Source organism: Paraburkholderia sp. A3BS-1L, from assembly GCF_051125215.1.
GTDB lineage: Bacteria > Pseudomonadota > Gammaproteobacteria > Burkholderiales > Burkholderiaceae > Paraburkholderia.
Genome location: NZ_CP120446.1, coordinates 139,609 through 164,744 on the forward strand (window position 1 = coordinate 139,609; position 25,136 = coordinate 164,744).

At 63.0% G+C, this 25,136-nt stretch carries 28 protein-coding genes; 24 read left to right on the forward strand and 4 right to left on the reverse strand.

From position 1 onward, the window contains the following. Positions 1-142: 142 nt before the first annotated feature. From P5W99_RS36090 to P5W99_RS36100, 3 genes are all read right to left on the reverse strand, one after another. Positions 143-814 (reverse strand): Lar family restriction alleviation protein, encoded by a 672-nt coding sequence (locus P5W99_RS36090; protein ID WP_434667733.1) that lies wholly within the window; start codon positions 812-814, stop codon positions 143-145. Between the two features lie 181 nt (positions 815-995). After that, on the reverse strand, positions 996-2,213 hold the full coding sequence (locus P5W99_RS36095) for a DUF1173 family protein (RefSeq protein ID WP_434667736.1): 1,218 nt from the start codon (positions 2,211-2,213) through the stop codon (positions 996-998). Positions 2,214-2,247: 34 nt separating this feature from the next. Then, positions 2,248-2,442, reverse strand: coding sequence for a hypothetical protein (locus tag P5W99_RS36100; RefSeq protein ID WP_434667739.1), 195 nt, complete (start codon positions 2,440-2,442; stop codon positions 2,248-2,250). 522 nt (positions 2,443-2,964) lie between these two features. Here P5W99_RS36100 and P5W99_RS36105 point away from each other — a divergent pair. From P5W99_RS36105 to P5W99_RS36140, 8 genes are all read left to right on the forward strand, one after another. Continuing rightward, on the forward strand, positions 2,965-4,653 hold the full coding sequence (locus P5W99_RS36105; RefSeq protein ID WP_434667742.1) for a PRTRC system ParB family protein: 1,689 nt from the start codon (positions 2,965-2,967) through the stop codon (positions 4,651-4,653). Between the two features lie 78 nt (positions 4,654-4,731). Continuing rightward, positions 4,732-5,199, forward strand: coding sequence for a PRTRC system protein E (locus P5W99_RS36110; RefSeq protein ID WP_434667745.1), 468 nt, complete (start codon positions 4,732-4,734; stop codon positions 5,197-5,199). Between the two features lie 11 nt (positions 5,200-5,210). After that, the gene (locus P5W99_RS36115; RefSeq protein ID WP_434667748.1) at positions 5,211-5,429 is read left to right on the forward strand and encodes a PRTRC system protein C; all 219 of its coding nucleotides are present in this window, start codon (positions 5,211-5,213) and stop codon (positions 5,427-5,429) included. Positions 5,430-5,525: 96 nt separating this feature from the next. Next, a complete protein-coding gene (locus P5W99_RS36120; RefSeq protein ID WP_434667751.1) occupies positions 5,526-6,665 on the forward strand; it encodes a PRTRC system protein F in 1,140 nt (379 codons plus the stop codon). 10 nt (positions 6,666-6,675) lie between these two features. Continuing rightward, positions 6,676-7,395 carry a PRTRC system protein B gene (locus P5W99_RS36125; protein ID WP_434667753.1) on the forward strand — a complete coding sequence of 240 codons (720 nt, stop codon included), beginning with the start codon at positions 6,676-6,678 and terminating at the stop codon, positions 7,393-7,395. Next, positions 7,392-8,027 (forward strand): PRTRC system protein A, encoded by a 636-nt coding sequence (locus tag P5W99_RS36130; protein ID WP_434667756.1) that lies wholly within the window; start codon positions 7,392-7,394, stop codon positions 8,025-8,027. The genes P5W99_RS36125 and P5W99_RS36130 overlap by 4 nt, the downstream gene beginning before the upstream one ends. After that, complete coding sequence (locus P5W99_RS36135) at positions 8,024-8,827, forward strand: PRTRC system ThiF family protein (protein WP_434667759.1); 804 nt, start codon at positions 8,024-8,026, stop codon at positions 8,825-8,827. The genes P5W99_RS36130 and P5W99_RS36135 overlap by 4 nt, the downstream gene beginning before the upstream one ends. A gap of 136 nt (positions 8,828-8,963) precedes the next feature. Continuing rightward, complete coding sequence (locus P5W99_RS36140) at positions 8,964-9,458, forward strand: hypothetical protein (protein ID WP_434667762.1); 495 nt, start codon at positions 8,964-8,966, stop codon at positions 9,456-9,458. An 83-nt stretch (positions 9,459-9,541) separates the two neighbouring features. Here the strand turns inward: P5W99_RS36140 and P5W99_RS36145 are convergent, their stop codons facing one another. Beyond that, on the reverse strand, positions 9,542-10,150 hold the full coding sequence (locus tag P5W99_RS36145; protein WP_434667765.1) for a prepilin peptidase: 609 nt from the start codon (positions 10,148-10,150) through the stop codon (positions 9,542-9,544). Between the two features lie 162 nt (positions 10,151-10,312). On the opposite strand from P5W99_RS36145, the gene P5W99_RS36150 reads away from it, so the two are divergent. The 16 genes from P5W99_RS36150 to P5W99_RS36225 all read left to right on the forward strand — a co-directional run bounded on the left by P5W99_RS36150 (position 10,313) and on the right by P5W99_RS36225 (position 25,134). Beyond that, positions 10,313-10,588, forward strand: a complete 276-nt coding sequence (locus P5W99_RS36150) for a hypothetical protein (RefSeq protein WP_434667768.1) — start codon at positions 10,313-10,315, stop codon at positions 10,586-10,588. 226 nt (positions 10,589-10,814) lie between these two features. Continuing rightward, positions 10,815-10,949 carry a hypothetical protein gene (locus tag P5W99_RS36155; protein ID WP_434667771.1) on the forward strand — a complete coding sequence of 45 codons (135 nt, stop codon included), beginning with the start codon at positions 10,815-10,817 and terminating at the stop codon, positions 10,947-10,949. Positions 10,950-11,025: 76 nt separating this feature from the next. Then, complete coding sequence (locus tag P5W99_RS36160; protein WP_434667774.1) at positions 11,026-11,487, forward strand: hypothetical protein; 462 nt, start codon at positions 11,026-11,028, stop codon at positions 11,485-11,487. A gap of 93 nt (positions 11,488-11,580) precedes the next feature. Continuing rightward, a complete protein-coding gene (locus P5W99_RS36165) occupies positions 11,581-11,973 on the forward strand; it encodes a hypothetical protein (RefSeq protein ID WP_434667777.1) in 393 nt (130 codons plus the stop codon). A gap of 9 nt (positions 11,974-11,982) precedes the next feature. After that, on the forward strand, positions 11,983-12,438 hold the full coding sequence (locus P5W99_RS36170) for a hypothetical protein (RefSeq protein ID WP_434667780.1): 456 nt from the start codon (positions 11,983-11,985) through the stop codon (positions 12,436-12,438). A 203-nt stretch (positions 12,439-12,641) separates the two neighbouring features. Continuing rightward, positions 12,642-13,061, forward strand: a complete 420-nt coding sequence (locus P5W99_RS36175; RefSeq protein ID WP_434667783.1) for a hypothetical protein — start codon at positions 12,642-12,644, stop codon at positions 13,059-13,061. 81 nt (positions 13,062-13,142) lie between these two features. Then, a complete protein-coding gene (locus P5W99_RS36180; RefSeq protein WP_434667786.1) occupies positions 13,143-14,663 on the forward strand; it encodes a hypothetical protein in 1,521 nt (506 codons plus the stop codon). A gap of 9 nt (positions 14,664-14,672) precedes the next feature. Further along, positions 14,673-15,137, forward strand: coding sequence for a hypothetical protein (locus P5W99_RS36185; RefSeq protein WP_434667789.1), 465 nt, complete (start codon positions 14,673-14,675; stop codon positions 15,135-15,137). A gap of 253 nt (positions 15,138-15,390) precedes the next feature. Next, positions 15,391-15,615 carry a DUF3717 domain-containing protein gene (locus P5W99_RS36190; protein WP_434667791.1) on the forward strand — a complete coding sequence of 75 codons (225 nt, stop codon included), beginning with the start codon at positions 15,391-15,393 and terminating at the stop codon, positions 15,613-15,615. A 125-nt stretch (positions 15,616-15,740) separates the two neighbouring features. Then, on the forward strand, positions 15,741-16,766 hold the full coding sequence (locus tag P5W99_RS36195) for an ATP-binding protein (protein ID WP_434667793.1): 1,026 nt from the start codon (positions 15,741-15,743) through the stop codon (positions 16,764-16,766). Between the two features lie 191 nt (positions 16,767-16,957). Further along, positions 16,958-17,743: a hypothetical protein gene (locus P5W99_RS36200; protein ID WP_434667795.1), complete on the forward strand. Its 786-nt coding sequence runs from the start codon at positions 16,958-16,960 to the stop codon at positions 17,741-17,743. 64 nt (positions 17,744-17,807) lie between these two features. Further along, entirely contained in the window at positions 17,808-20,939 is a 3,132-nt protein-coding gene (locus P5W99_RS36205; RefSeq protein ID WP_434667797.1) for an SNF2-related protein, read from the forward strand. Then, complete coding sequence (locus P5W99_RS36210; protein WP_434667799.1) at positions 20,936-21,175, forward strand: hypothetical protein; 240 nt, start codon at positions 20,936-20,938, stop codon at positions 21,173-21,175. The genes P5W99_RS36205 and P5W99_RS36210 overlap by 4 nt, the downstream gene beginning before the upstream one ends. 560 nt (positions 21,176-21,735) lie before the next feature. Further along, complete coding sequence (locus tag P5W99_RS36215; RefSeq protein ID WP_434667801.1) at positions 21,736-22,650, forward strand: hypothetical protein; 915 nt, start codon at positions 21,736-21,738, stop codon at positions 22,648-22,650. Positions 22,651-22,657: 7 nt separating this feature from the next. Then, positions 22,658-23,821 (forward strand): vWA domain-containing protein, encoded by a 1,164-nt coding sequence (locus P5W99_RS36220; RefSeq protein WP_434667803.1) that lies wholly within the window; start codon positions 22,658-22,660, stop codon positions 23,819-23,821. Positions 23,822-24,087: 266 nt separating this feature from the next. Next, on the forward strand, positions 24,088-25,134 hold the full coding sequence (locus P5W99_RS36225; protein ID WP_434667806.1) for a CpaF family protein: 1,047 nt from the start codon (positions 24,088-24,090) through the stop codon (positions 25,132-25,134). Positions 25,135-25,136 lie beyond the last annotated feature (2 nt).

Consider the following 25,136-nt stretch of genomic DNA (forward strand, 5'->3'; position numbering starts at 1 on the left):
AAGAACGAACGATACGGGGCAAAAGAGGGTACGGCCGCGAGGCACAATGAAGGCGTGTCTCTCAGGTTTTGGGCCCCCGAAGCAAACACCCAGAACCCCTTCGACCGGCCCGCGTGGCCGGTTTTTTTGTCTCCGGCGTGTGCTACCAGCGATCCCGGTCCGGCATGGAGTCGACGGCTGCCGCGATGCGATCTTCGAAAAGCATCTCGCCGTGTTCGGCGGGTGAATAGATCTTCGGGAACTGGACGTAGGTCTCCCCCTCCATTTCGCCCCATTTTGCGAGCTGGACCAGCTTTCGCCAGCGTGCCGCGTCATTCAGCACAGGGTCGATTGGCCATGAATCAAAAGTCACGATCGTGGCATCGACGAGGCGACGGGCGATCATCGCGAACATCGGGCCCAACTCATCCCAGTTACCGTCGGTTCGCGACAGCAGTTCGAGAACGGCAGGAATATCGGCCGTGCCGACCTCGCGTTCGACCAGACGTTGAATGTCTGATTTTTTGGCCTCCGGACGGCTGAGCCTGCGATTCCATATTGCGCCACATTGATCGAGCGCCGCCTTCTCGTCGCGTCCGATCCCTTGCCACGGCGTGGACATGCCGCATTCCGAGCAGTAGATGCAGACAAGGGGTTCGGTCTTTGGTGCCTCAGGAGGCCTCGGCAGGCGATCACCAATGCGGGGCGGTCCAGCCATACGGCCCCATTCGGTGAAGTCGTATTGAGGGTTAGGGCGTTCGGACAGCAAGCGTTGCGAGCGACCGACAGTGGGTCGGCCGCCGCAGTGCTCACAGGGAATCAGCTGCTCGTACATGGCGAGGGGTGAGTAGAAGGTAGGTCGCCATTATCCACGCACCGCCTGTTTCCAAACCCGCAAGCAGCACGGTTCCAGGGCCGCTACTCCGGGGAGCAGGCTTGTCCGCGAAGCGCCGGCGCCGGAGAAGCCGCCGTTCTTCGTGGGAAGTTACTCCCGGCGTCGCGCGCTACGTACGGAATCAAGTGCGCCGGCTCGGCAGCGGAAGGGAGATCTGGCTCAGGCTCTCGCGATCGACATTCCATTCGATCGCAGGGATCCCCTGGGCATGCCGCAGTGTCTGCTTCTGCACCTTGCGTCGTTCGTAACTTTCGAGCGCGTTCATGCCGTAGACCTCGACGTGCGTTGCCGGGCGTGTATCCAGGAGCACGAAGTCGGGCAGCATCTCATCGCCCTCGGTCATGCGAATCGGCTTTTCGAAAACGCGGCGCTCTGCTACAAGACGGTTCGCCATAGCGACCTCGTGGATGGAGTCGCACGGCAGGAAGGCCGACGAGCACAGCAGCGCGGCGAGATCCAGGATTCGCAGATGCCCCTTTGTCGTGCGTTCGACCAGCAGGAGCGCGACCACGCGGGCGGCACCCTCGCCGATTGCACGCCAGGCGTGCGCATACTTCCTTGCGGCCTGATCGATGAGCGTGAGCGTGGTGAAGTACTTTTGCTTGCGTTGGCGAAGCGTCACCGATTTCCCGAACTGCGTGTCGGCAATTTCACCGATCTCGCCAAGGATCAGGGCGCGACGCGATAGTTTCCCGTCGTTGGTGATCGCGGCGAGAAACCTGTCGAATTCTTCGTTGATCGCGTCGCGCTCGCTCTCCTCATACCGTCGCATGACATGGAGGACGTCTTGAGCCGATGCTCCATTGATCCGCGCGTTCTCGCCAAGGCCGCCTAGCAGCATCGAGTTGACCGCACCCCAGCCTCGGGTGCTGATCGCGCCGGACCACGACGTCAGGCCAGCGTTCGACCAGAGCGCCTGCACGAATGCCAGCAGCGGAGCGGCGCGCCGCGACGTGCCGCCAGAGATCGTGTCGGAGCGGGTTCGGGAGTCGGGCGCGACCTCTCGCTGGACCATCGACGCATCGAGTCGGACATCGAGACCATCCGCACCTGCAACGATGGCCGCACTGCTGTCGCTGCCTGTGCCTGTAGCGGCCCCCGGCTTTTTGCGGAAGTCGCATTCCTCGGCGTGGTACATACCGTCATCCGGCCAGCCGGCGAGATGGAAGAGCGATCCGTAACGGCGGATCACGAGCTTGCGGGGCGCGTCAGTACGGCAGTGGCATTGCGCGAACCCGGGGGTGACCTTTGCGCGCTCGAGGCGGCGGGCAAACCGTGCTGGATACTCCTGCACTTCGGTGAGAGGCACGCGTGCCCCGTCGAACGAAACTTCGCTCATGAGAGGAATCTCCTGTTGGGGAGCAGCGTGCGAGTCAGGCAATGACTTCGACGATCCCTTCGGGACCGTGCCAGAAAGAGCCATCCTCTGTATTGAGCACGGTCACCGTCTGTTTGTTCGCGTCGTGCTGGGTGACAACGCCTTCGCGCGGATTGGTCGCGTCCATCAGGTAGCGGACGCGGCGCAGGCGAAGCGAAACGACACCGGAATGGGATGCAGTGGGGGACATGCGTCCATCTTCGCGCGATGCGGGAGAGATGGACGGGTAAAAGCCTGATGATTCTGAGGCTGGTTTCGACCGGCCGATCGCTGGAAAGCTGCACAAAAACTGCACCATTCCGGGTTTAAGCGTTTAGGCGCCTAAACGGCCGCCGCGATGCGACGGGGCGAATCTGATCCGGACCTGCACGACGAACCGACGTCATGCATGCCCGCGGTTGTTCATTCTCCGGCGCACGCGCGGCGCGAATCTCGCCGAATGTGTGTCGATACAGCGTTCAAAGCCGCTGGTCGCGGGTTTGCCCGGGTCGTTCTCCACAGGCTTGTCCACGGAATCTGTGGATAACGCGCGAACGATAAAAGCCATCACGTATCCGCGAGCTTTCCGGCTGCGCGCGGCAGTTGGCCGGGCTATTGTTTCAGTACCTCTTGCGCTTCAGGCGCATCGACCCCGGCCCTTGCGGCCTTTCTTTTTTTACCCTTCGGGAATCCTGTTCCCGATAGGGGCGGGTTCCCTCCCAGGAGACCCGCCATGCAAGATCTCATTCAGCAACCCACACTTCCGCTGTCCCGCATCAAGCTGGGTCGTAACCCGAGAACGTACTTTGACGACGCCGAGATGCACGAGATGCGTGCGTCTGTGCGTGTTCGCGGTGTTGACACGCCGATTCTCGTTCGTCCGATCGACGATGGGTTCTACGAACTCATCGCTGGGGGGCGTCGTTACAAGGCTGCAATGGAAGAACGTGGCGAGAGCTACGAGATGCCCGTCGCGGTCAAATACGTCGACGAGTTCGAAGCCGAGGAAATGGCGCTCATCGAGAACATCCAGCGTTCTGATATGTCGCCAGGCGAGGAGGCAGTCGACGCAGCGAAGCTCGTCGGTCGCTGTCAGGGTGATCGGGAGGAGGCGGCACGCCGTCTCGGCTGGAGCGTCCAGACCCTCAACGGCCGCCTCGCGCTCATGAACTGCAGTGCGTCCGTTCTGGAAGCGCTCAACACCCGGAGCATCAAGCTCGGCCATGCTGAACTTTTCGCTGCGTTCACAAAGGAGCAGCAGGACAAGCTTCTGCCTGTTGTTGTGAAAGAAGGGCACAGCGTTGCCGACCTGAAGAAAGTGCTGGAGCGTGCATCCTGCTCGCTGTCAGCTGCGATCTTCGACAAGGTGGACTGTGCGGGTTGCCAGCACAACTCTGCCGCCCAGGCCGAGATGTTCGGCGAGTCGATCGCCACCGGCAACTGTACGAATCGAACCTGCTACAGCGAGAGGACGGAAAAGCAGCTCGACGCAACGGCCGCCGGCCTGCGCGACGAGTACCAGACCGTCCGCATCGTGCGTCCCGGCGATAACCACACGCGCATCCAGCTCGTGGCGGATGGTCCGAAAGGCGTTGGCGCCGAGCAGGCGAAGGCGTGCTACGCGTGCCAGAACTTTGGCGCGGCGGTGAGCGGTCTGCCCGACTCGCTGGGCAACGTCTACAAGGGCCAGTGCTTCGATACGGTCTGCAACATGAAGAAGGTTGCAGCGCGCATCAAGAGCGAAAAGCCATCGGCGCCGGCATCGGCAACGACAACGGCGAAAGCCGCGACGGCAGCCGGTGCCTCGAAGGCCACGGGCGGCGCAAAGGGCGACAAGCCCGCTGCGCTGACACCGGAGGCGACAACGGTTGCCGAATCCGACCGGGTCAAGACGTACCGCGTCGCGCTCTGGCGCAAGGCGCTGCGTCGCGACATCGGCATGAATCACGAACTGGTTCGCCAGTATCTGATCGCGATCGTCGCAACGGGGCAGGCTCGCAGCATCAGCGAGACGGCCTTTCGCGCGTTGTGGGAGCGACTGCTTGACGACAAGGCGCCCGCTTCCGGTTTCGGCAAGGCGGCGGACGCTGCAAAGGCCGCAACACCGCTCGCGCAGGAGAATCTCATCGTCGCGATTCTGGCTTCCGCGATCGAGGGTGTCGACGTCCCGTATCTCACCGAGATGTGCAGGCACCACAAGCTGGACCTGACGAAGTACTGGAAGCTCGACAAGGCGTTCCTCGAACTCATCACCAAATCGGAGATGAAGGTCGTGGCCGACGAACTCGGCATCCGTGCTGCGATGGGTGCGGATCACTTCAAAAAGGTCTTCGCGAAATCGAAGCCCGAGGTGATCGAGGCGCTGGTGAGCGTCGATGGTTTCGACTACGACGGCAAGGTGCTGACGGTCCTCAAGTTCTGAAAATCCCGCGGGCTTGCCCCGCGCATTCCCTTTTACATGCCGCGCTTGCCGCGGCGTTCTTTTTTCTAGAGGCTTTTCATGTTCCAGCAACTCGAAGCGTTCGTGCGCGAGACCGGCAAGGTCACACTCACGATGAAGATGGCAGGCGACCAGATGGCAGTGGTGGTCATGCCGGGCGGCGACTCGAAAGAGTCGGCGTTGCGGCAACCCCTGGTGCTCACGGCGTCGCCGGCAGATCTCGATGAGGGTTTTGTCGCGGCCCTGCAATCGTTCCACGGCGTGCACCGTTCCCTCGCGGAGCAGGTAAGCGCAACGAACGAGATCCTGCAGGCGGCCGAAAAGTCGCAGGCAGGCAAGGCGCAGAAGGCGTTGTCGAAGGGCTCGAAGCCGGCGCTTCCCGCGCCCGCATCGGGGGAGGACGGCAACGACGATGACGCATTGTCCGATGACGACAACGCCGCTGCGGCGCAGCCGTCCACGGGCGTCTCCACGTCGGCGCCGGCAGCACCTGCTGACGGCAAGACCGATCTTTTCGGACTTCTGTGAGGGCTCCCACCATGGCAATCACCATCGCCACGCTCGTTCGCGAATTTATCTACAACGGCATGCATTTCGTGGATCCGGGTCCGGCGTTTTCGCCCGACCAGGTTCGCGATCTCTACGCGGCCCAGTACCCCGAGCTCACGACTGCCACGGTCGACGGCCCGGAAGTCAAGGGCGAGGTCGCCAGCTACAAGTTCGTCCGCGCAGCCGGTGCCAAAGGCACCCATGCGTAAGGACATGTTATTACGCGCTCTCCGCGAGGGGAGCCTTTCCAATGCACAGGAACCGCCCGAAAGGGCGGTTTTTCTTTCCGACGAGGAAACAGCACTATGTTCTTCGACCCTTCGACAACTGATCAAGTCGTCGCGGGAGGCTCGGCCGCGTGCTGGCAACCGCCACGCGCTGCCGCTACCCGACGTCGATCTGCCGATGATCTTCTGAGCCTGCCGCAGGTTTGTGCGCAGGTGCCGCTTACGGGCACGACGAAGTGGCGGACCGGCAAGGAATCATCTGCGCTGATCTTTGCGCACTTTCGCTACGGTCCGTTGCGCGCTTCTGACGTGCGCGACCCGAGAGACGAGCTCGACGCGTTCGCGCAGGCATTCTTTGCCTGGGTGGGGCGGCAGAAGAAACCGTACGCTCGCCTCACCGTCCGACCATTGATTCTGGACGCGCACGCGGTTGATACCACGCTTGAGCACGTGTGCCTGGACAGCGATTTCGTCGCTGCTTCGCCGTTGTATCTGGGCTTTCATCTGCCGGATGAGAACGTCTTCGAACTGAAGCATCACGTCGAGGCACTACGCACGGCGCACCCGTTGTTGCTGCGCACGCTTCTCAGGACGATCGACCGGGCTTCGTACCGCACGGTAATGATCCGTTCGCCCGAGTGGTTTCTCAACGAGTTCGCGAGCTGGTTCTGGGATGGTGACCCCGAGTCTTCCGACGAGGATGCTCTGGAGCATCTCAAGGAGCGCTTCGGCGACGACGAGGAGGACATGGCAGCGTATTTGCCCTCTGTCGCCAGGCCCCAGCTATGCCCCGACGATGCACTCACGGTCAGCTGGCGCAAGGACCGGTGGCGGCGCATGCAGACACTTTCGCCAACGCAGTTGCGGGCGCTCCGCCCACGTCTGCGCGGCAGGGTGCGAAAGGTTTGCACCGAGTTGCTGATGCTCAACGCGTTGATGCGCAAGAGTCGCACCAACGATCTGCTTCGGGGCGAACCGGCGCTCATGCCGATGTTCTCGGCGTGCTCGTTCGTCATGTCAGGCGACGAGGAGCGCATCGGCCAGATCATCGACGGCACGATGGAATCCGCGTACCAGAGCGGGGACCACACCGAGTTCGCCGCACTTTCCCCTTTATCCATCAAGGCAGCCGATATCCGCAGGCAGTACGCGGACTGGTCGCTCGCCTTTCAGATCATGAATCACCTCGACACGCTGCTGTCGCTGGTGACCTCTTAGGAGTTTTGCCATGAACAATGTCATTACCGGCAAGGTCGGCAGTGCTGTGCGCCTGACATCCGCGATCCTGCTGTACGAAGGGAGCAATGGCGCCTGCTACGCGACGGCCCATGCTGTCGATCGCGATCCACGTAGCGAACGCGCCGTGATCGGTGCGGGGCGCCCCGTAACGCGCGAAGCGCTTGTCACGTCACTTCGTGAGCTCGAGCAAAACGGGGCATCGAAGTCGGCGTTTCTTCCCGCGACGGTGCTGGGTTTGTCGAACCGTTCGGTCACCTGGTGGTGCCCGTCGGCGGCTCGCCGCGTGTTCTTCGAGAACAAGGAACTGGGCAAGCGCACAGCGATCGTGCCTCACCCTGGTCTGGTCTTTCAGGCTTCGCACGATGGCTTTCGCGTGTTCTCGGTCAAGGCTGCGGAGCGTCCGGGTCCGGATACGCCGTTGTTCGAGCCGCCTTACTTCAACACCTGGGACGATGGCCTGATCTGCGTCGGGACCGCACGTGTGCCGACGCGCATTGAGGTTGACGCGATAGCCGGGTGGGAGTCCGGCTTTTTCGAGTCGGCATTTACCCACCCAAACCACGGCGGAAAGCGCGTCGCATACAAGAACGGAGAATTTGCGTTCTGGCGCGACATGGTCGACGGGAAATTCAGTTCATTTCCGCTCGAGACTCTCGTGCCGACGAAAGGAACCGTGCTCAAGCTGATCAACGGGGGAGGTGCAGCATGAATCCCGTCGATTTCGCTCTGCAAGGCTCGTTTCCCTCCGTGATGGTGCCCACGCGTGAACCGGTGGCGCCGATGGCCGGCCCGGGCGAGCGTCTGCTCATCGCATCAAACGGCGTGTTCCTGGAGATCAATCGACCGTGGATCCGTCTGGTTCGTCGGCTGGCCTCGTTCGAATGGCGCACGCCGGTGCCTTATGGTGAGGCAACCGAGTTGACCGGGTTGCCGTGCGGCGCCGTGCCGGCCGAACTGGTCGCGGAGTTTGCACGCATGGCGCGTGCAGCTATGCCCAACGAGGTGGGTGCCTGGATTGTGTGGGATGCGGCTTCCGGGTGCTTTCGCCTCGTACCGCTTCCCTCGTTGTCTCACAGCCCTGCTCACCTGAGCTATGAACGTCCGGAACTGCGCAGTGGGGAATGGCTGGTCGTCGATTGCCATTCGCATGGCAGCGGAGATGCGTACTTCTCGACGACGGACGATCGCGACGATCAGCACGACGTTAAGTTTGCGCTCGTGCTGGGGCATTGCCATCGCAGACCGTCCGTCGCGCTGCGTCTTTGCGCGAAAGGGCGGTTCGAACCCGCTCAGGCTGTCCCGCAGAAGTGGATGACGGCGCTGGAAGGAGAGATCGCATGAACGGACCGACCCTTCACACCACGCCGTCCCACATGCTCAACGGGCCGTGGAAGGTTGTTGTGGTTGGCGCAGGCGGGACAGGCAGCGCGCTGCTCCCGTCGCTCGCGCGACTGCACCACGCGATGATCGAGCTGGGACACCCCGGCGGTATCGAGTGCACGGTGTACGACGATGACACGGTAAGCGAGTTCAACGTCGGCAGGCAGGGGTTCTATCCGAATGACGTCGGCCAGTACAAGGCGACGTTGCTGGTGAATCGCCTGAACCTGCTGATGGGAACGAACTGGCTTGCTGAACCACGGCGCGTTGATTCGAAGGTGAATCTGCGTACCGACATCGTGATCGGCTGCGTCGATTCGCGGCGAGCCCGTCACGCAATCGTGCAGGCGGCGAACCGGGGCGGGTGTCGTTACTACCTCGATTGCGGCAATGAGACGGACCGTGGTCAGGTCATTCTCGGCGAGTTCGGCAAGCCCCGGCACGACCGGTTGCCCCATGTGGGTGACCTGTTTCCGGACCTGCTGAACGCGAAGAATGACAAGGGCGACGATACCCCGTCGTGCTCGATGGCGGACGCGCTGCGCAAGCAGTCGCTCGTCATCAATCAGGCGATTTCGGTGCAGGCGTTCAACCTGCTCTGGTCGCTGTTTCGGAATGGTGGCCTGTCGTTCTCGGGTGTGTTCGTGAGTCTCGCAACGGGACGCACGAACCCGATTCCGATTGACCCCGCCGCGTGGGCGCGCTTCGGTTACGAAGCGCCGCCCGCGAAGAAACCCGCACGTCGCCGTAAGGCGGCTTGAGGGCCTGCCTCTCCGGGTCACGGGCCATCAGGCTCGCGCAGCGCTATACGCATCTGTGTGACTCATATCCCATCGCAATGATTTCGGCCCTCATCCCGGGGGCCGACCATTGCTCTTCTTCAACGAGGAGCTTTGCATGAAGATGTTTTTCTCAACAACTGTTCAGGCGCGTTCTGGCCGCATCGCGGCACAACGCATCCAGGCCATCCTGTTCGCGGTGGCGTTGCTCGGCGCAACCGGGCTTCATCGGCTGTGGGGCTTTGCTCAGCCCCACCACGCGTGGCTGCGCGTGCAAGAGGTGTGGTGGCTCGGTCACTGGGCGCTCAGCAGCATCGAACATCTCGCGGCGGCGTTCGCCGCATGCGTGCTGTTCGTCATGCTGTGGTCGAGCTTTGTGTCGCCGGCCACGCGCAACCGGGCCCTTTTGGGGCTCGTGTTCGCGGTGCTGTACGGCGTGACGTCGACCTGCATGTACGACGGACGCGAGTACCTTGCGACCGGCGACGTCAACCAGCCGGCGCAGATGGCGGCCGACGTGACTGGCCTGGCACTCGCGCTTCTCTGGTGCATCTGGCCGGAGCGACGCACGTCGTCGTTGCAGTACGTCCCGACGCCTGGCCTTCGCGGCTGAGCAGCCGGATAGTTTTGAAGCGAGCGCCGTCCCGTGAAAGCGGGCGGCGCTTTTTTTCGCGTCGATGTCGCGCAGCGCGGGCGTTAGCCGCTCACAAAGAGGACGGCTATCGCCGCCAGAGCGAGGTACGGCCCGAAGGCGAGGGGCTTACGCGCATGGCGCCGGGTGAATGCGATTGAGAGGAGGCCGATGGTGACGGCTGTCGCGGCCGCCGCGATCGCGATCGGCAACAGCGCCTGCCAGCCGAGCCAGCCGCCAAGCGCAGCGAACAGTTTGAAATCTCCGTGCCCGATGCCTTCCGCGTGGATGACGGCGGTTGCCGCCCACGATAGGGCCCGCAGTGCGAGATAGCCCACCACCGCGCCAAGAACAGCGTCCGGAAGCGCGGCGAAGAGGCGCGCGACGTTGGACAGTAACCCGATCCACAGCAACGGCCCGGTAACGGCGTCGGGCAGGAGGTGGTGCCGGCGGTCGATGTCGGCGGCAATGAGCAACGAGCAGCAAAGAAACCAGGCGGCGAGACCTGCTGGCGAAATGCCGAACGTCGCGGCGCATAGCGCGCAGAGGACGGCGCTCGCAAGGGCAATGACTGGGAGATGGAACCGGGTGCGTGCCACCGCGCTGGGCGCGTGTTCACCCAGCGAACGCAGGACGGCGATTGCGACCGACTCCGCAATGGCAGGCAGGAGCATCCCGATAATGGCGCCAACGGCGAACGCGCCTGCGAGCGGGACGGCGTCGGGATTGGCGTGAAGGAGGGTACCGACATGCGGAGCGCCAGGAGGGACGAGAGTTGCGGCTATGCTGTGCATACGAACAGGAGCTTTAGCGTGGTTAAACGAACCGACTGACCGATGCACGAGATCGCGCGCTTTGTCGACGCGCTGCGTGTCGCGTTCGGCGCCGACGAAATTAACGCGAGCGTGCGGCGAGGGCGTGCGGGCGAGCCGGTCTTCTACGCGCGTGAGCGCGAGATCGAATTCGGAACGAAGCTGCCCACCGGATCGAACTGGGACGCGAGGTCAGTCGCTGACCGGTACTTCTGCGAAGGTTGCGCTGGCAAATGTCTCGAGACGGGGATCCGGTGCACCGATCATCGTGCGCGCGCGGCGCACGGAGCCGCCCGCTAAAACGTACGCTGTTTCAGCGAGCATTCCGGTCCGGCATGCACCCCACGCGCCGTAGACTGTCCCTATCCCCTGCGCTTTCCGCGCATCGACCTGACCACAGCGGCTTGCTGCTGTGCTTTCCCCTTTCTCGCCGGCCGGACTTTCGTTCCGCCGCCACTTCTTACCCCCGTTGGGAGCCCGCTCCCATTCGGGAAACGGCTCCCCTTTTTCTTTCCTGGAGCCGTACATGCTTAACCGCGCTATCCGCAGCATCCGTTCGCAAGCTCGTGAAGTCTCGCAGGGCGACCTCCCCGTGACGGCGCTTGCGTTCTTCACGTTCCTGCCCGCTGTCTCGCTTGCCGTCAGCATAGTGGCGCGCTAAGCCAAATCCCATACCCGTTCGGGCAACTTCTGCCCGAACGGGCTCCGGTTGCCCTCATCACCTTGAGGCAACCACCATGATCCGCATTCTCATCGCTCTCGTTGTTCTTTCCGTGCTTTCCGCCTGCGCAAGCCCTGACTTTGGCTCGCCCGATGTCTATCAGCGTTCGGATGTCCAGCGCGCCGGTACGCTCGAACAGGCCACCGTCGTTCGCGTTCGCCGTATCACGATCCAGGTCCCGGGCAACAACTCGGGTATCACCGGCCTCGTGAGCGCAAGCCTCGGTGCCTTTCTCGGCTCCAAAACCATCGGTAACGGCAGCGGCCGCTACGTCGCTGCTGCCATGTCGGGGGCCGTGACGGGCTACGTGGCCCAGCGCGTGAGCGATGCGCTCTCGCGCACCGCAGGTCTCGAGATCATCGTGCGTAAGGCGGATGGCTCGCTTCGCGTCATCAGCCAACCCGACGACCAGTTGTTTTCGCCCGGCGATCGCGTGCTCCTCATGGACACGAGCTCGGGCATTCGCGTCACCCACTGACGCTCTCCATTTGCCGACAGCAGTAGGCTCCTTTCCTGCAAGGCGAGGTGACTCCACACGGAGCACCTCGCCGTTTCTTTTTCCGAGGTGTTTATGAACCACACCAGCAAGGTCTTCCATGCGTCGCGCAGTAGCGCGGGTACCGCGCGGGAGACAGGTATTACGCATCACGCCGAGCGCTTCCTGCGCCGTGTTGCAGGCGACCTGCGTCTGCGCACTGGCGAACACGAAATCGTGACCGAGCGGGCCGAACGCGGCCGCGGCTGCCGTGTCACGCTCCGCACCAACCGGCTCATGCTCGAGGTAGCCGATGCACCCGAGCGCAGCACCGTGGCGGTCTCGTTTCGCACCCGCCGAGGCCGCAAGGACCTGTCGGGCGGCGGGGATAATGCCGTCAGCCAGGAGCAGCTCGAATCGCACTCAGGCTACGATGCTTTTCTCTGCGCGTTACGTCTTACCAACGGGCTCGGCTCGGATCGCCGGTAGGAGACGCCCATGGAGATCGTTACCGTGGTCGTCCAGTATGCGGGCGGACTGAAGATGTCTGAGGGCGCGTCGTTTGATCCGGAGAGCGGAATCGTGCACACGTCCGAGCGGCTGCAGCAGTTAATCCGCGAATGCGATGTGACAGAATCCCCGCCGCGACTCACCCTGCTCGCAGGCAATTCAAGCTTCACGCTGATTCGTGAGGGGGCGCAGTTCAAGCGGGGCGACGCCACCGCGCGCACGCCCATCCCATTCAGCCGCTTTGGGCACGCGTGGAACAAGGAACAGCGTCAGCAGTTCGGGCGGTTCGTTCACACGCTGTCGGCCGCCTCGATCGTGGGCGCTGTAGGTTACTGGCACTCAACGACGGACTGGACCCTGGCCGCCGTGCTGAGCGAGGCGGTTCTGGTTTTCGCCTTTGTGGTACTCTTTTTGAGAGGCATGGATTCCATGAACGGAGAATGAGCATGGGTTTCGCACTTTTTACTCTGGTCGTCACGTTGGCCATCTATTTTTACGGTGGCTACATGACGAACAAGGGCCGCGCCGCGGATCGTGAGCGCCGCTCGCATTCACACTGAATAGTCACTGTAAGCCAGCTTTCGCTGGCAATCCCAATCAAGGGCCGCACCAATGGTGCGGCCTTTTGTTTTTCTGGACACATTTCCATGCCATCAACCCTTGAACGTCTGGACGCGCCCGGCGTGCTGGATGCCAAACCGTTTGAAACCATCGGCAAGACCGTAGGGCAAGTCGTAGACCAGATCTGCCGAAAGCTGCGGAAGAGCGAACTGGAGCCGGAGTGGGTCGTTGCGGCGAATTTCATCGAAGACGCGAACGAATCCCGGTACGGCCTGAAACCTGACTCGCCGTGGCCGCAGATCGCGGATCGACTGGACCGCTTTAGCCTTTCTGTTTCGATCGGCAATTCGGAAGGATGGCTCGTCCAGATCGACCACGTTCGTTTCGTTGAGGAAGCTGACGGTGGCCACTGGCTGAGTCAGCCGCTTGTACGCATCAAGGTGCTGAGCCGGTCGCAGGCCTGGGCCATTGCCGCAGTCGTTTCGCGACTGCTTGATATCGACTGACCGGTTCATCACCACTTTCCCTTTCCCTCGCGGGGCCTTCGCCCCGATGGGTGCTGGCCCCTGCTCACAGGAGCTTGACCCATGTATACGCTTTCCGTACCCGACGCAGTTCTCACGTCGCCGACGCTCGCCGGTCTCTTTCCGTTGTTCAGGGACGATCGTGTGCGCGAGACCGGCACCTGCTTTATCCGGCTGGCCGGTGCCGAAGCGGGCGAGCGCATCACGCGCTATAACGGCGCGCTGGCGCTGCGCATGCCTGGCACCGCGCGCAGTATCGTGACCGAGATGCTTCACGAGATCCGGCGTGCCGGTTCGTTCGTCCGCTCCGATGGCTCGCATCGCGAGCCGTGGGAAATTCTGGCGCGCGACTGGGATGGACTGTTCGACTTTGTGGAGCTTTGCCGCAACGCCAATCTACTGCTGTCGTCGGATCAGATCGAAGTTGCAACCGTTGAGGCACGCGCGGCTGGCAAGCACTTCGTGCTTTCAGATGTGTGCATCGGGACGATGCAGCAGCTCTTTGGCTTCGGCTATTGCGGGCCACAGCTTGCGGGTTCGCGCGAGGTGAACAGCCGCCATTCGCTGCATGTTGCGTATGCGCTTCTCGCCAACCTTCCGGTGCCGGAGACGGTGCTGGCGTCGTACCGCGGCGATCCCCAGGCCTTCCGTTACTCGGAGTGGGCCGAAGTGCTCCTGCAGGTTCCCAGCCTGCGCGGAGCCATCCCCGGTGCAAAGCTTCGCGCCATGGCTTCCGTGATGCGCCACAACGGCAAGCCTGTCGACGCACAGAACGCGGACATCCTCACGATGCTCGCGCATCTGCTGCCCGACGATCCGGCGTATCCGCAAGTCGAGGACGTCCTGCACGCGCATGGTCTCATCGATGACCTGCCGCTTCCTGAGACGTTCAGCAAGGCGGTGGACGTGGGGCAACCGGTCTCGCCGCTCGCCGACCGCGTGCGCGAACTGGTCGCGGCGAGCGTCTGCAGACGCTCGATCGGCTACGCAGACGACGAACTGAAGGCAGGTCGCATCAGCCAGCGCATGCATCGCCACCGCTGCAACATCGCGCTTCTGGAGCAAGGTCGCCACACCTTCGACTACGGCAACCGGATGTCCCGGTCTCTTGCGAATCGCGATGTGCAGGCGCTCCTCAAGGTGCTCGATACTTCGGACGAGCACAATCGGGCCAGCAAGACGGCATTCCAGGATGTGCTCGGCGTGAAGTTGCTGGGCCTGCGCCTGGAGGCCCGTCGTCGCGCGGTATTCCTGCTGTGCGGCTACAACGAGGCACAGCAGGCGCAATGGGAGGCGGCGGCCGCGAAGCAGAAGGTCGAGGTCGATGCCGAACGTGATCTGCAGGATGCACGCGAAGTCGCAGCCCGGGCCCGTTACATGGGTCCTGAAAACGTACAGATCACAGGCGTCGAGCATGTCGATCGGGCCATACGCGAAGGGTACTCGACGATCGAGCGGTTTCGACGTGGCGCCTCCTTCACTTATGCACTGGTGCGTGGCAACGAGCGTACCGCTCGAAGACTGAGCGCGAAAGACGGCACGCTCGCTTACGCGCGGGCGATCCTCGGTCGCCTTGCAGCATAGGAGGCGACCATGCGTTTCGAACGTGAACCGCGACCGGAAGGTTATTGCTGGACGGCCCGCAAGGAAGCGCTTTACCTGCGTCGTGGAGCCCGCGAGGCGGAGAAGATAGCGCGCGACTATCCGTTGTTCATTGATGAGTTCCAGCCATGTCCGACGTTGCCAGTCGATGAGGAGCGCAAACGTCGCGAGCGCATGCTGGCGGAAAGCGACCAGCGCTGGCGTGACCTGCAGGCGCGCTTCTGGCGGCAGTCGCGGCACGAGTATTTCGCGTGCGAGCCCGTCATGCGTGCCGCCATCATCGCCGAGTGGAACCAGTGGCGTGGGCCTCTCCGGCCGCTGTATTTCACCTACATTGTCGAGAAACACAACGGCGTAGGCGAAGAGCGGTCCCGCAGGCTACGCGCAAGTGACGCCGCGATGCTCGCCCGGATCCGGGCGCGTGAAACCGCGCAGTCACCCCTGCAACTCACCTGAGTCCTTGAATCGACCGGCGCCTTTTGGCGCCGGTTTTTTTTGCCCGCATACTGCGCGTCCACGCGCGAAAGCTACCTCGAATTGACAAGCATTGCGCGGCTGGGAAGGGCCACGCGCGCCTACACTGACTCCTGTCACCCGCGTCCCTGACGCATCGATCCGCCGGCGCAGCCGGCAATACAACCCGCCTGGAAGGGATACCGTCCCGGTTCGGGCGCGGCGTCTACCGGGCCTTCCGCACAAGGAACCGCCCATGTATCAGCAACCTCTTGCCGTGACGATCGCGCAGATCGAAGGCGCGATCAATCACTGGCGCGAGCGCCGTCCGACCACCGACGCTGAGCATTCCATGCTTTGCGCGGAGGCTCGCGCGCTGGCTGATGTCTACGGCCTTCTCATTTTCAGCGGCGCGACGAGCGTCGAGTATTCGACGCTCAACGGCGTGCAGCGCGACGCCCTCACGGCCGTGCTGCGCTAACCGCTTTTTCGCGCTCTCGGCGCATCGTCCGCCGCGCACGCGGCAATCCAAATCACCCTGTCGGGACAGCGTTCCCGACCGGGGACGTTGTCTGCACAGGGTTTTCTTCTTTCAAGGAAACTCAAATGCAAGTTAACGCTTCCCAGCTCAATGCACTGCTCACCGCCTACGTTCCGAAGCGCCTTCCGGTGCTGATCACGGGGCGTCCGGGCATCGGCAAGAGCGACATCGTGGCCCAGGTCGCGGACCAGGTCGACCACGATCTCATGATCAGCCATCCGGTCGTCGAAGATCCGACCGACTCGAAGGGCTTGCCGTTCGCGGCGGCCGACGGGCAGTCCGCACGCTTCCTGCCGTTTGGCGATCTCGAGCGCGCGCTGCAACCTCGCAAACGCCCGTTGATCTGGTTCCTCGACGATCTCGGGCAGGCCTCGCCGGCGGTCCAGGCCGCGAAGATGCAGTTGTTGCTGGCGCGTCGCATCGGCGAGCACAAGCTGCCGGACAACGTCACGTTTCTCGCGGCCACCAACCGTCGTAACGACAATGCGGGTGTGAGCGGCTTCCTCGACCCGTTGATCTCGCGCTTCGCCACCGTAGTGGAGCTCGAGGCGACGATCGAGGAGTGGACAGCGTGGGCCGTGGCCAACGACGTCGCGCCGGAACTCATTGCCTTCCTGCGCTTCAGGCCAGACCTGCTGTCGGTCCAGAAAGCCTCGCGTGACATCGAGGCGACGCCGAGCCCGCGCAGCTGGGGCTTCGTTGCCAAAACGATGGGCGTTGTGCCAAAGGATCTGGAACTCATCTCCCACGCCGGTTCGGTGGGTGAGGGTGCAGCGACCGAGTTGCTGTCGTTCATCCAGATCTACCGGCAGTTGCCATCGCCCGCGGCCATTCTCGCCACGCCCGATGTTGCGCCGATTCCGGACGCGCCGTCTGCACTTTACGCGATCAGCGCAGCGCTCGCGATGTACGCGAACGAAAGCAATTTCGAACGCGTCATCATCTACACCGAGCGTTTGATCGGTGAAGGCCTGAGCGAGTTTGCAGCGTTGCTAGTGACGGATGCGCTGCGCAAAACACCTGCGATCGCGAACACGCACGCCTTCATCAAGGCGCAGGGCGGCCCGGTTGGCAAGCTGATTCATGGCTGAACGGCACGATGGAGGATAGCATCACGTTCCACCATGCGCGTCGCCTCGCGCGACGTCACCACGACGTTTGATTCCGGTTTCACCGCTAAGGCCCGCTTTGGCGGGCTGCTTTCATTCTGACAGACCTTTTCCCATCCGGGGCACGCCCCGGGAGAGGCGCGCTCCGTTCAACCAGATTGATGGAGCAACCCATGTTCAATACCCTTATCGAGCAGTTCAAGGCAGCGCAGGTGTCCGCAGCCGAGGCCTACGACGCGGTGGCCCGCGCTGAGGCAGAGGCCCTTCCGGGCCTTGAGGACTATATGCGCGCGACGAAGTCCCGTCACAGCTACAAGACGGAACGGGAGTTGGGCGCGTTCTGCTCGAACCTGGCCGACGCCCTTGTTCATCGCGCGAGCCGCGCGTTTGCGCCTCCTGGCGGGAGCCTCCGCATCAATCGCGGCGACGAACTGCACGCGTGCAACGTCGACATCGGGAAGGCGCTCGAAGGCTGCAGAATCCCTGATCTAGACGCGTTCTGGGCGCACCTCGAACGCAAGTTCGCGGGCGGCGCCGCCGTCGCATACGAACAGGCGGCGCGCGCCATTATCGACGGGTTCTATCTGAAGCCGACCTCGGAGATGAAGCGCACCAGCAGCGGCGTGGTCATCGACATGTCGGTGCAGAGTGAAGCGCGTTGGAGTGGCAACGGTCAGCGCTCGATCGGCGTTTATTCGACGGAACGGGTCGGAGCATGTTTCAGGGGAATTGCAACTTTCGCCCGAAAGTCCGGCTTCGCAGCGCTGGCGAACGAGCTTCAGGATGGACGCTATCTTCGCGAAGACTTTAAGTCGCGAGACAAGCTGACCTTCAGCGGACTCGACGTCACGCGCTACAACGACAAGTGGCAATGCCGCTTCGCCTTCGGTGTGGGGGAGGCGCTCTCGCTGTTCATCAGCGAGTTCGGCGCGCAGCACCTCGCAAGCCGCGGCAACTGAGCCCAGTCTTTCCTTCATTCACGCCCCGCTTCGGCGGGCCGTTTCCTTTTCCACGGAGTTTTTCATGCAACTCGGTTTCGATTTCGAAGCTAGGGACTGGTACGCGCCGTTGCGCCGGATCCTGAGCCTAGGCTCCCAGGACGAGGGCGTTGCGCACCAGGGCGAACTGGCCGCCGCACGCCGCCGTCACCTCGGACAGTTTTTCACGCCTGACGCAGTGGCACGGTACATGTGGGGATTTGTCGAGCGCTTCAGCCCCAAGCGCAAGGTCTACGTGCTCGACAATTCGCTTGGTTCCGGGCGCCTTTTGCAGTACGCAGACCCTGAGCGCCACTCGCTCGCTGGAGTCGATGTTCACGAGCCGGTCGCCTCGGCATGCCAGTCCGCATTCGAGGCGGCCGGATTCAAGGTCAATATCCGGCGAGCAGGCATGGAGGATATCCGGCCATCGAACTTCGACGTGGCGGTCATCAACCCCCCGTTCTCGCTTCACCTGGAATCACCGCACCTGCAGCCGTTCGCATGTACGACTGCCGGGCGCTATGGACCCAATACGAGCGCGCTCTCCCACGACTATGCGCTCGCGCAGGCCCTCAAGGCGGCGAACATCGTCGTCGCGTTGCTTCCGGCCACGATGGCGGAGGCAATTGCGGGTGCAGTCTTCGGCAAGGCGGCGCACTATTGCGAAGCGGCGAGGCGTCTGGCGGGCTACTTCGAGCTGCCTGACGATGCGTTTGATGCAGAAGGGGCGAAGGTCCGTACCGCCGTGCTCGTGTTCGATCGCTACCGGATGAAGCCGGGCGATTTTGTGCGCGTGCTGGCGAATCTCAGTGGGCCGATTCCAGCATTGGCTCTTCACTGGGAAGACCACTACGTCGCCAAGCCTCGACTGAACCTGCAGACACTCGATGACTCGGTACCTGCGATCACCCGCGCGGTGACCGGCGATCGACTCGTGCGGGTCGGGCACGACGGGCGCCGCATCCGCCTCGGGTTCGCATGTGGCTTCATTGAGGCCATGGTCCTGAACGCGGTCTACGATCACCGGATTTTTTCGCGGGACGGACATCGGCTTCCGCAGGGGTTCCGTTACGCCGGCCAAGGGAAGCTGGACCTAGAGGCATATCTGGTTCAGGAAGACCCGTTCACGGCGTTCGACCAGCTTCTCGCGTGCATTCGTGACGCGGGCGGCGAGCCGGTTGTGGCCGAAGGGCTTCGCGAGCATCTGCGCGCCCGTATCCGCCGGTCGCAGCGTCAGGCGATCCCGTTGCGGCATGTTGTGTACACAACTGGGGCGGGCTCCGCGAAGTTGGTGACCGGCACGGCGAAGGCGACCCACAAGGTCGACGGTAGCCGGTGGGCAAGTCCGCTTATCAAGGTTGGCGACGCGGTTGCGTTCGAGCGTGAGGACGATGGACGCTACCGGTATTCGTTGCACGGCGTCACCCACTGGCTCGCGGTCGATGAACTCAATGCGCGTTTTGCCGTCGAGAACGTGTCCGAAGGCTGGGAGGTTGTGCACGAGGGACTGGCGCATCGTTTCCCGGAGCACGCGGCTGGATTGCGGCGGCGTGTCGAGGCACTCGGGATTCCAGTTTGGCTGGACTGGGACTTCCAGGTGGATGATCTGGTCGAGACGCTGATGAAGCCGTCGGGGACCGTGATCGCATGGGAGCAGGGATGCGGCAAGTCACGCCTCGCGCTTGCCATGATTCTCGCTTCGGGCGCGAAACATGGCCTCATCGTTGTCGAGGCTCGGCTCATCGCCGAGATGCTGGCCGAAGCGGCGCTTACGCCGATCGACACGTCGGAGGTGAAGGTGATTGAGTCGCCCGCCGACCTGGACGATCTGCGGAGATTCAATCTCATCTCCTACGAGCGGTTGCGCATGGTGGTTGATCTATCGACTTCGCGAAGGGCAACCTACGCGCACCGGCTGCGCCGGCGCATCGGTCTGCTGGTGGCCGACGAAGGTGAGCGGCTGGCGAATCCGGGCAGCGACCAGAGCCGTGCGCTCTGGCGACTCTCGGCTCGTCGGCGCTATGTCCTGACGGGCAGCCCGATCCCCAACTACCCGCGCGACGCGTTCGGACTCATCGCGTTCACGGGTGGTGACGGTACGGCCGCGCAACCCTATGGGTATCGCCGTGGCTTCCTTGAGGCGAACTGGCTGGCTTCCGTCGGTTACGCGGTGCGCGGTATCGACCGCTTCCGCGATGACTTCGTGGTGACGGAGTGGGTGACATGGCAATTCGCGGAGAGCCTGCAGGATGGAGCAAAGCGCGAAGTGCCGAAGATCGGGAACCTGCCGGGCTATCGCGCCATGCTCGCGCCGCACTTGAAGCGTCGTCTGGTGTGCGAGCCCGACGTGGCGAAGTACATCCAGATCGATCCGCCCGAGTCGCGAATACATACTGTTGAGTGGGACAGCGGTCACCTCGCTGTGTACCTGCGTGCAGCCGATGAGTTTGCCGACTGGTACCGCGACCGGCGCAAGGATGGAGGACCGTGCAATCTGGTCACCGTGCTCGCGCGTATTCGTGCTGTACATTTTGCCGCCAACTATCCGCAGTACGGGATGGAGGGCGTCGGGAAGGTCGGTGGCCTTACCAGCAAGCAACGCGCGGTGATCGGACGCATGCGTGAAATCGCGGCAGAGGGCAAGCAGGCGATTCTCTTCGCGGAGAATCCCGGCGTGCTCAACCTGATCGCCCGCGAGCTTGACGCCAATGGCGTGGAGACAGTTCTGTTCCACGGCGGCATCTCGATCCAGAAACGGGTGAAGGCGAAGGATTCGCGCTTTCTCACGGGCATTGCGATGGGGCTGCTCTCCACGAAGGAGTCAGGCCGGGCAGGTTACAACCTGCCCAACGCCGACCATGTGCTGTTCTATGACCGCTCGTGGACGTGGCGCGCCGAGTATCAGGCGATGCGTCGCGCGCTGAGGTGGAACCGAAAGGGGACGCTGCAGCTTGAGTATTTCCATCTGCCCGGGAGCATCGACATCTACCAGGACCAGATGGTGGCCCACAAGCGCGATGCGATGCAGGCGGGGCTCGACTGGGCGACGCCCGAACTGGAAGACGAAGCGTTCCTGCACATGGACACGCTGCTCGACCAGTTCGTTGAGGACGTGGCGCGCCTGCAGGGCTCCACGACATTTGACATGCGAAAGCTGCTCAAGGAGGCGGCATGAAACTTACTGGCACAGTGATGGTCTCGGTCGGCGACAGTGTGGTGTCCGTCAAGCGCGAGGGTTCGAGCGCGACGACAGTGGCCCACATACTCGGCAGGATCGAGCGCGATGGTGTTGAAACGATCTGCCTGGACCGGCTCGTTCACGAGCCTTTCGAGGACAGTTTCGTTGGCTGGTCGGTGCGTGGTGCCGTCACGACGCTGCTTTCGCGGCCCGTGGCGCCGGCGACGAACTGACGATGAAGAGGAAAGGGGGCGTCGGGTAACCGGCGTCCCCTTTTTCGTCTGTGGCGCGCACGACGAAAGCCGCGCCTATCTGGCGACGATTCCCGCTGACTCCCGGCACACGGCAGGCTACGATGCTCCTGTAACTCGCGTTTCTGACGCATCGACCCAGCCGCAGGCGGCGCCACTTCTGGTCCGTCAGGCCACTGATCTTCCATTCGCGACGCAAGACGCTCCATCCGCCGGAATACTGGAACTCCTCCAGGTCGGCCGGCATTCGCATCAACTTCCGCCGCGCGCCGGTGAGCTTTCCATCCGGGAGCCTGCCCGCCGTCCGGGATTGACTTTCCCGTTCGTCAACGCCTGTCCGCGTACGCCTTTGCGGGCGTCCCCGGCAGCCCGCTGGCCAACGGCGCTCTAACCCGTCCTCTGATTCTACGCAGAGCTCGGCGCTTCGTAGTTCCGCCTTCCCTCGTTGTATCGGGCCGCTCACTCCATCCGGATCGCACGCGCCCCCATCGCTGTTCCCTTTCCCGCTTCATTCCATTTCATATCTTTTCCGGGGTCTCTCTATGAACATCACTGACATTCAATCGCGCGTCATGCTCTGCTCGGTCACCATCTCGTCGTGGGTCGCACGGCGCTTTGACCTGAAGGTCACCGAGGAGGTCGAGAGCCGTCACGACACCAAGGGCATCGGTCGCTTCAACAAGCGCCTGCTGCCCGAGAACGCCCCCAGCTTCAAGGAGGTCGTGTCGCTCGGCGGCCGCATTCGCCGCTACTTCTACGACCACACGCTGGAGTACAACCAGCTCTCTGTGCGTCTGCTGCCGACCGACATCTACATGGAGTTCTCGGCACAGATGCGAAAGATGAAGGACGAGTTCGATCTAGCCGTGCAGGTCTTTCTCACCGACTACCTGGACCTCAAGGAACAGGCCCGGCAGGAGATGAATGGCCTGTTCAACGAGGCGGACTATCCGACACTCGTGCAGCTTGGCGAGAAGTTTGGCGTGCGCATGGCGGTCCTGCCGTTCCCGGACGCCAGCCAGTTCGGCGTGCATCTTCCCGAGGACGTGCTCACGAGCCTGCGCTCGGAAATCGACCAGCATGTGATGCGCTCGATCGAGCACGCGAACCAGGACATCGTTCACCGTCTCTACGATGCCGTCTCCGCAATGGCCAACCGGCTGTATGCGGCCGGTGGCGTGCGTATCGATGTTGCCGACAACGTGCGCGAACTGTGCGGACTGCTGCCGAAGCTGAATTTCAGCAACGATCCGCAGTTGAACCACATCCTCGAGCAGGCGAAGCGCCATCTTGCCGTGCACAACGGCAACGACCTGAAGGAATCCGAGGTGCTTCGTTCGCAGGTCGCCGCCAAGGCAACCGAGATCGAGGAACTGATGGAAGCCTTCATGGGCGGTAAGCCGCAGGCCGCGATGCCCAAGGCTGGCCCGGCACCGCAACTTCGCATCGCGGCGTGAGGTGAGCATGGATCCACGCATCTCGAAGCAGCGTTCGGCGCTCGTGCTCGACCAGCCGTTTTTCGGCGCGCTGGCGTTGCGTCTGAAGGTACTTGAGGATCCGGCATGCAAGACGTTCTGGGTGGACGGGGAGACGCTGGGCTACAGCCCGGCGTATCTCGGTACCCTGAACGATCTTGAGTGCCGCGGCGTGCTCGCGCACGAGATTCTGCACGTCGCCAACGGCCACTGCTTCCGGCAGGGCCCGCGTGACGCAGATCGATGGAACGAAGCGTGCGACTACGCGATCAATCCGATCCTGAAGCAGGCTGGCTTCGTCCTCGTGAAGGGGAGCCTCGACGACGCGCGCTTTCATGGCAAGTCGGCCGAGGAGATCTACGCGGTCCTCACGCAGGAGGCGAGGCAAAAGGAAAAGGAGAAGTCTGGCGGCCAGCCCGACGCGAACGGCGCGAACACACCGTCAGCGGCTCCTGATCCCGATGCACCGCCGTCCTGCGGCGAGGTCCGCCCCTATCCGGGACCGGACAAGCCCGTCAAGGAAGCGGAGTGGAAGGTGGCCACGCTTCAGGCCGCAAAAGCGGCGAAGATGCGCGGCAAGGTTCCCGGCAGCATGGCGTCGATGGTGGAGGTGGCGGCCGACCCGTCGGTGGACTGGCGTTCGATCCTGATGCGCTTCGCGCAGCAGGTGACCAACGACGACTACAGTTTCGCCATGCCCAACCGCCGTTATCTGCATCTCGGGTTTTACCTGCCGCCGCTGCATTCTCCGGCGGTCGGTGACGCGGTGTTCGTGCGCGACAGCAGCGGTTCGGTCTTCGACGAGACACAGGCGCAGTTCGCGGCCGAGATCATCCACGTGGCCGAGGTCGTTCGTCCTGCGCGGCTCATCGTGATGGACTGCGACACACGTGTCACGCAGGTGCAGGTCTTCGAGCGGGGCGACCCGATCGAGCTTGCGCAGGTGAAGGGCGGGGGCGGCACGGCATTCACCGATCCGTTCCACCGCCTTGAAAAGGAGGGTATCAATCCGGTCTTCCTCGTCTACCTCACGGACATGGATGGGTGCTTCCCCGAAGTGCCGCCGTCGTACCCGGTGCTGTGGGCGTCCACGACGCCCCTTCGCCGGGCGCGTCAGGCGCCGTTTGGCGAAATGGTGGAGGTGATCATCTGATTGCCCGATTTCCTGCAACCAGCCCGACTCATTTGAGTCGGGTTTTTTTTCGTCCGGACGATGTTGAGCAGCACGACCGGACCGGACGCGGCCGGTGAAAAGCTTCACAAAAACTGCACCATTCCGCCTTTAAGCGTTTAGGCGCCTAAACGGGCGCTGGCCGGATGTGCATGCTGGTATCGCGGGCGACCGACTCGCTGAAAGCTGCCGAATATCGCCACCCTTTTGCTCCGTTGCCGGGTGGGGCAGATCGGAACAATACCAGCATGTCCGATGCCGCCGAAAACCCGCTGCTGAAGTTCAACCGCCTCGAAGAGAGTGCGGTGCGCATGTTCTTCGCGTCGCTCGCGCCGCTGCGCGAATTCCTCGACGCGCCGGACATTGCGGAAGTGATGGTGAACAACCCCAGGGACGTCTGGATTGAGCGTCGCGGGGTGCTCACCCGCGTGCCGATCGAGCTGAAGCCGTCCACGCTCTCCGGCGCGATTCACGCGCTGGCCTCGTCGGTCGAGAAGTCGGCGAAGGCAGGCACGGCCCAGGGCATCCTGAATGCGGGTCACGGCAACCTGCGTATCGCGGCGGTCATGCGGCCTACCGCGATTGACGGCGACGCACTCGCCATCCGCAAACACCGGGACAAGCACCTGTCGCTCAATGACTATGTGCAGGCCGGTGCGTTTTCGCGCGCTCGCGCACGGGAAGAGCGCGATGTCGAGTTCTTTCGCCCGGGTATCGAGGATCACGACCTGCGCCTGGCGCTGGGCGAAATCGTGCGCGCCAAAAAGAACATCCTCGTTGCCGGTGGGACTTCCTCGGGCAAGACGACGTTCCTCAATGCAGTGGGCGCTGAGATCCCGGACGAAGACCGCGTGATCAGCATCGAGGACACGATGGAGTTGAAGCTGCCGGTGCCCAACAAGCTGCGGCTTCTCTCCAACACCGATACTGGCGTCACGACCCAGATGCTCGTGGCGCTGTGCCTGCGCTTTCGTCCCGACCGGATCATCGTCGGCGAGGTGCGCGGCGGCGAGGCCTATGACTTCATCCAGGCGCTGAACACCGGTCACGACGGTGGCCTCGGTTCCGTCCACTCAAGCGACGCACGCGGAGGCTTGCGCAGGCTCGAAAGCCTCGCCATGCTCGGCGTCCCGTCCGGCACGCGCTGGGACATCTCCGACCTGCGCCAGAACATCGCCAGTTGCTTTCACTACGTCGTGCACATGAAGCGCACCGGCGAAATGCGCCATCTCTCCGAAATCCTCGAAATCCGGGGCTATGACAACGGCGATTACATCCTCAAACGTGTTTTCTAAAC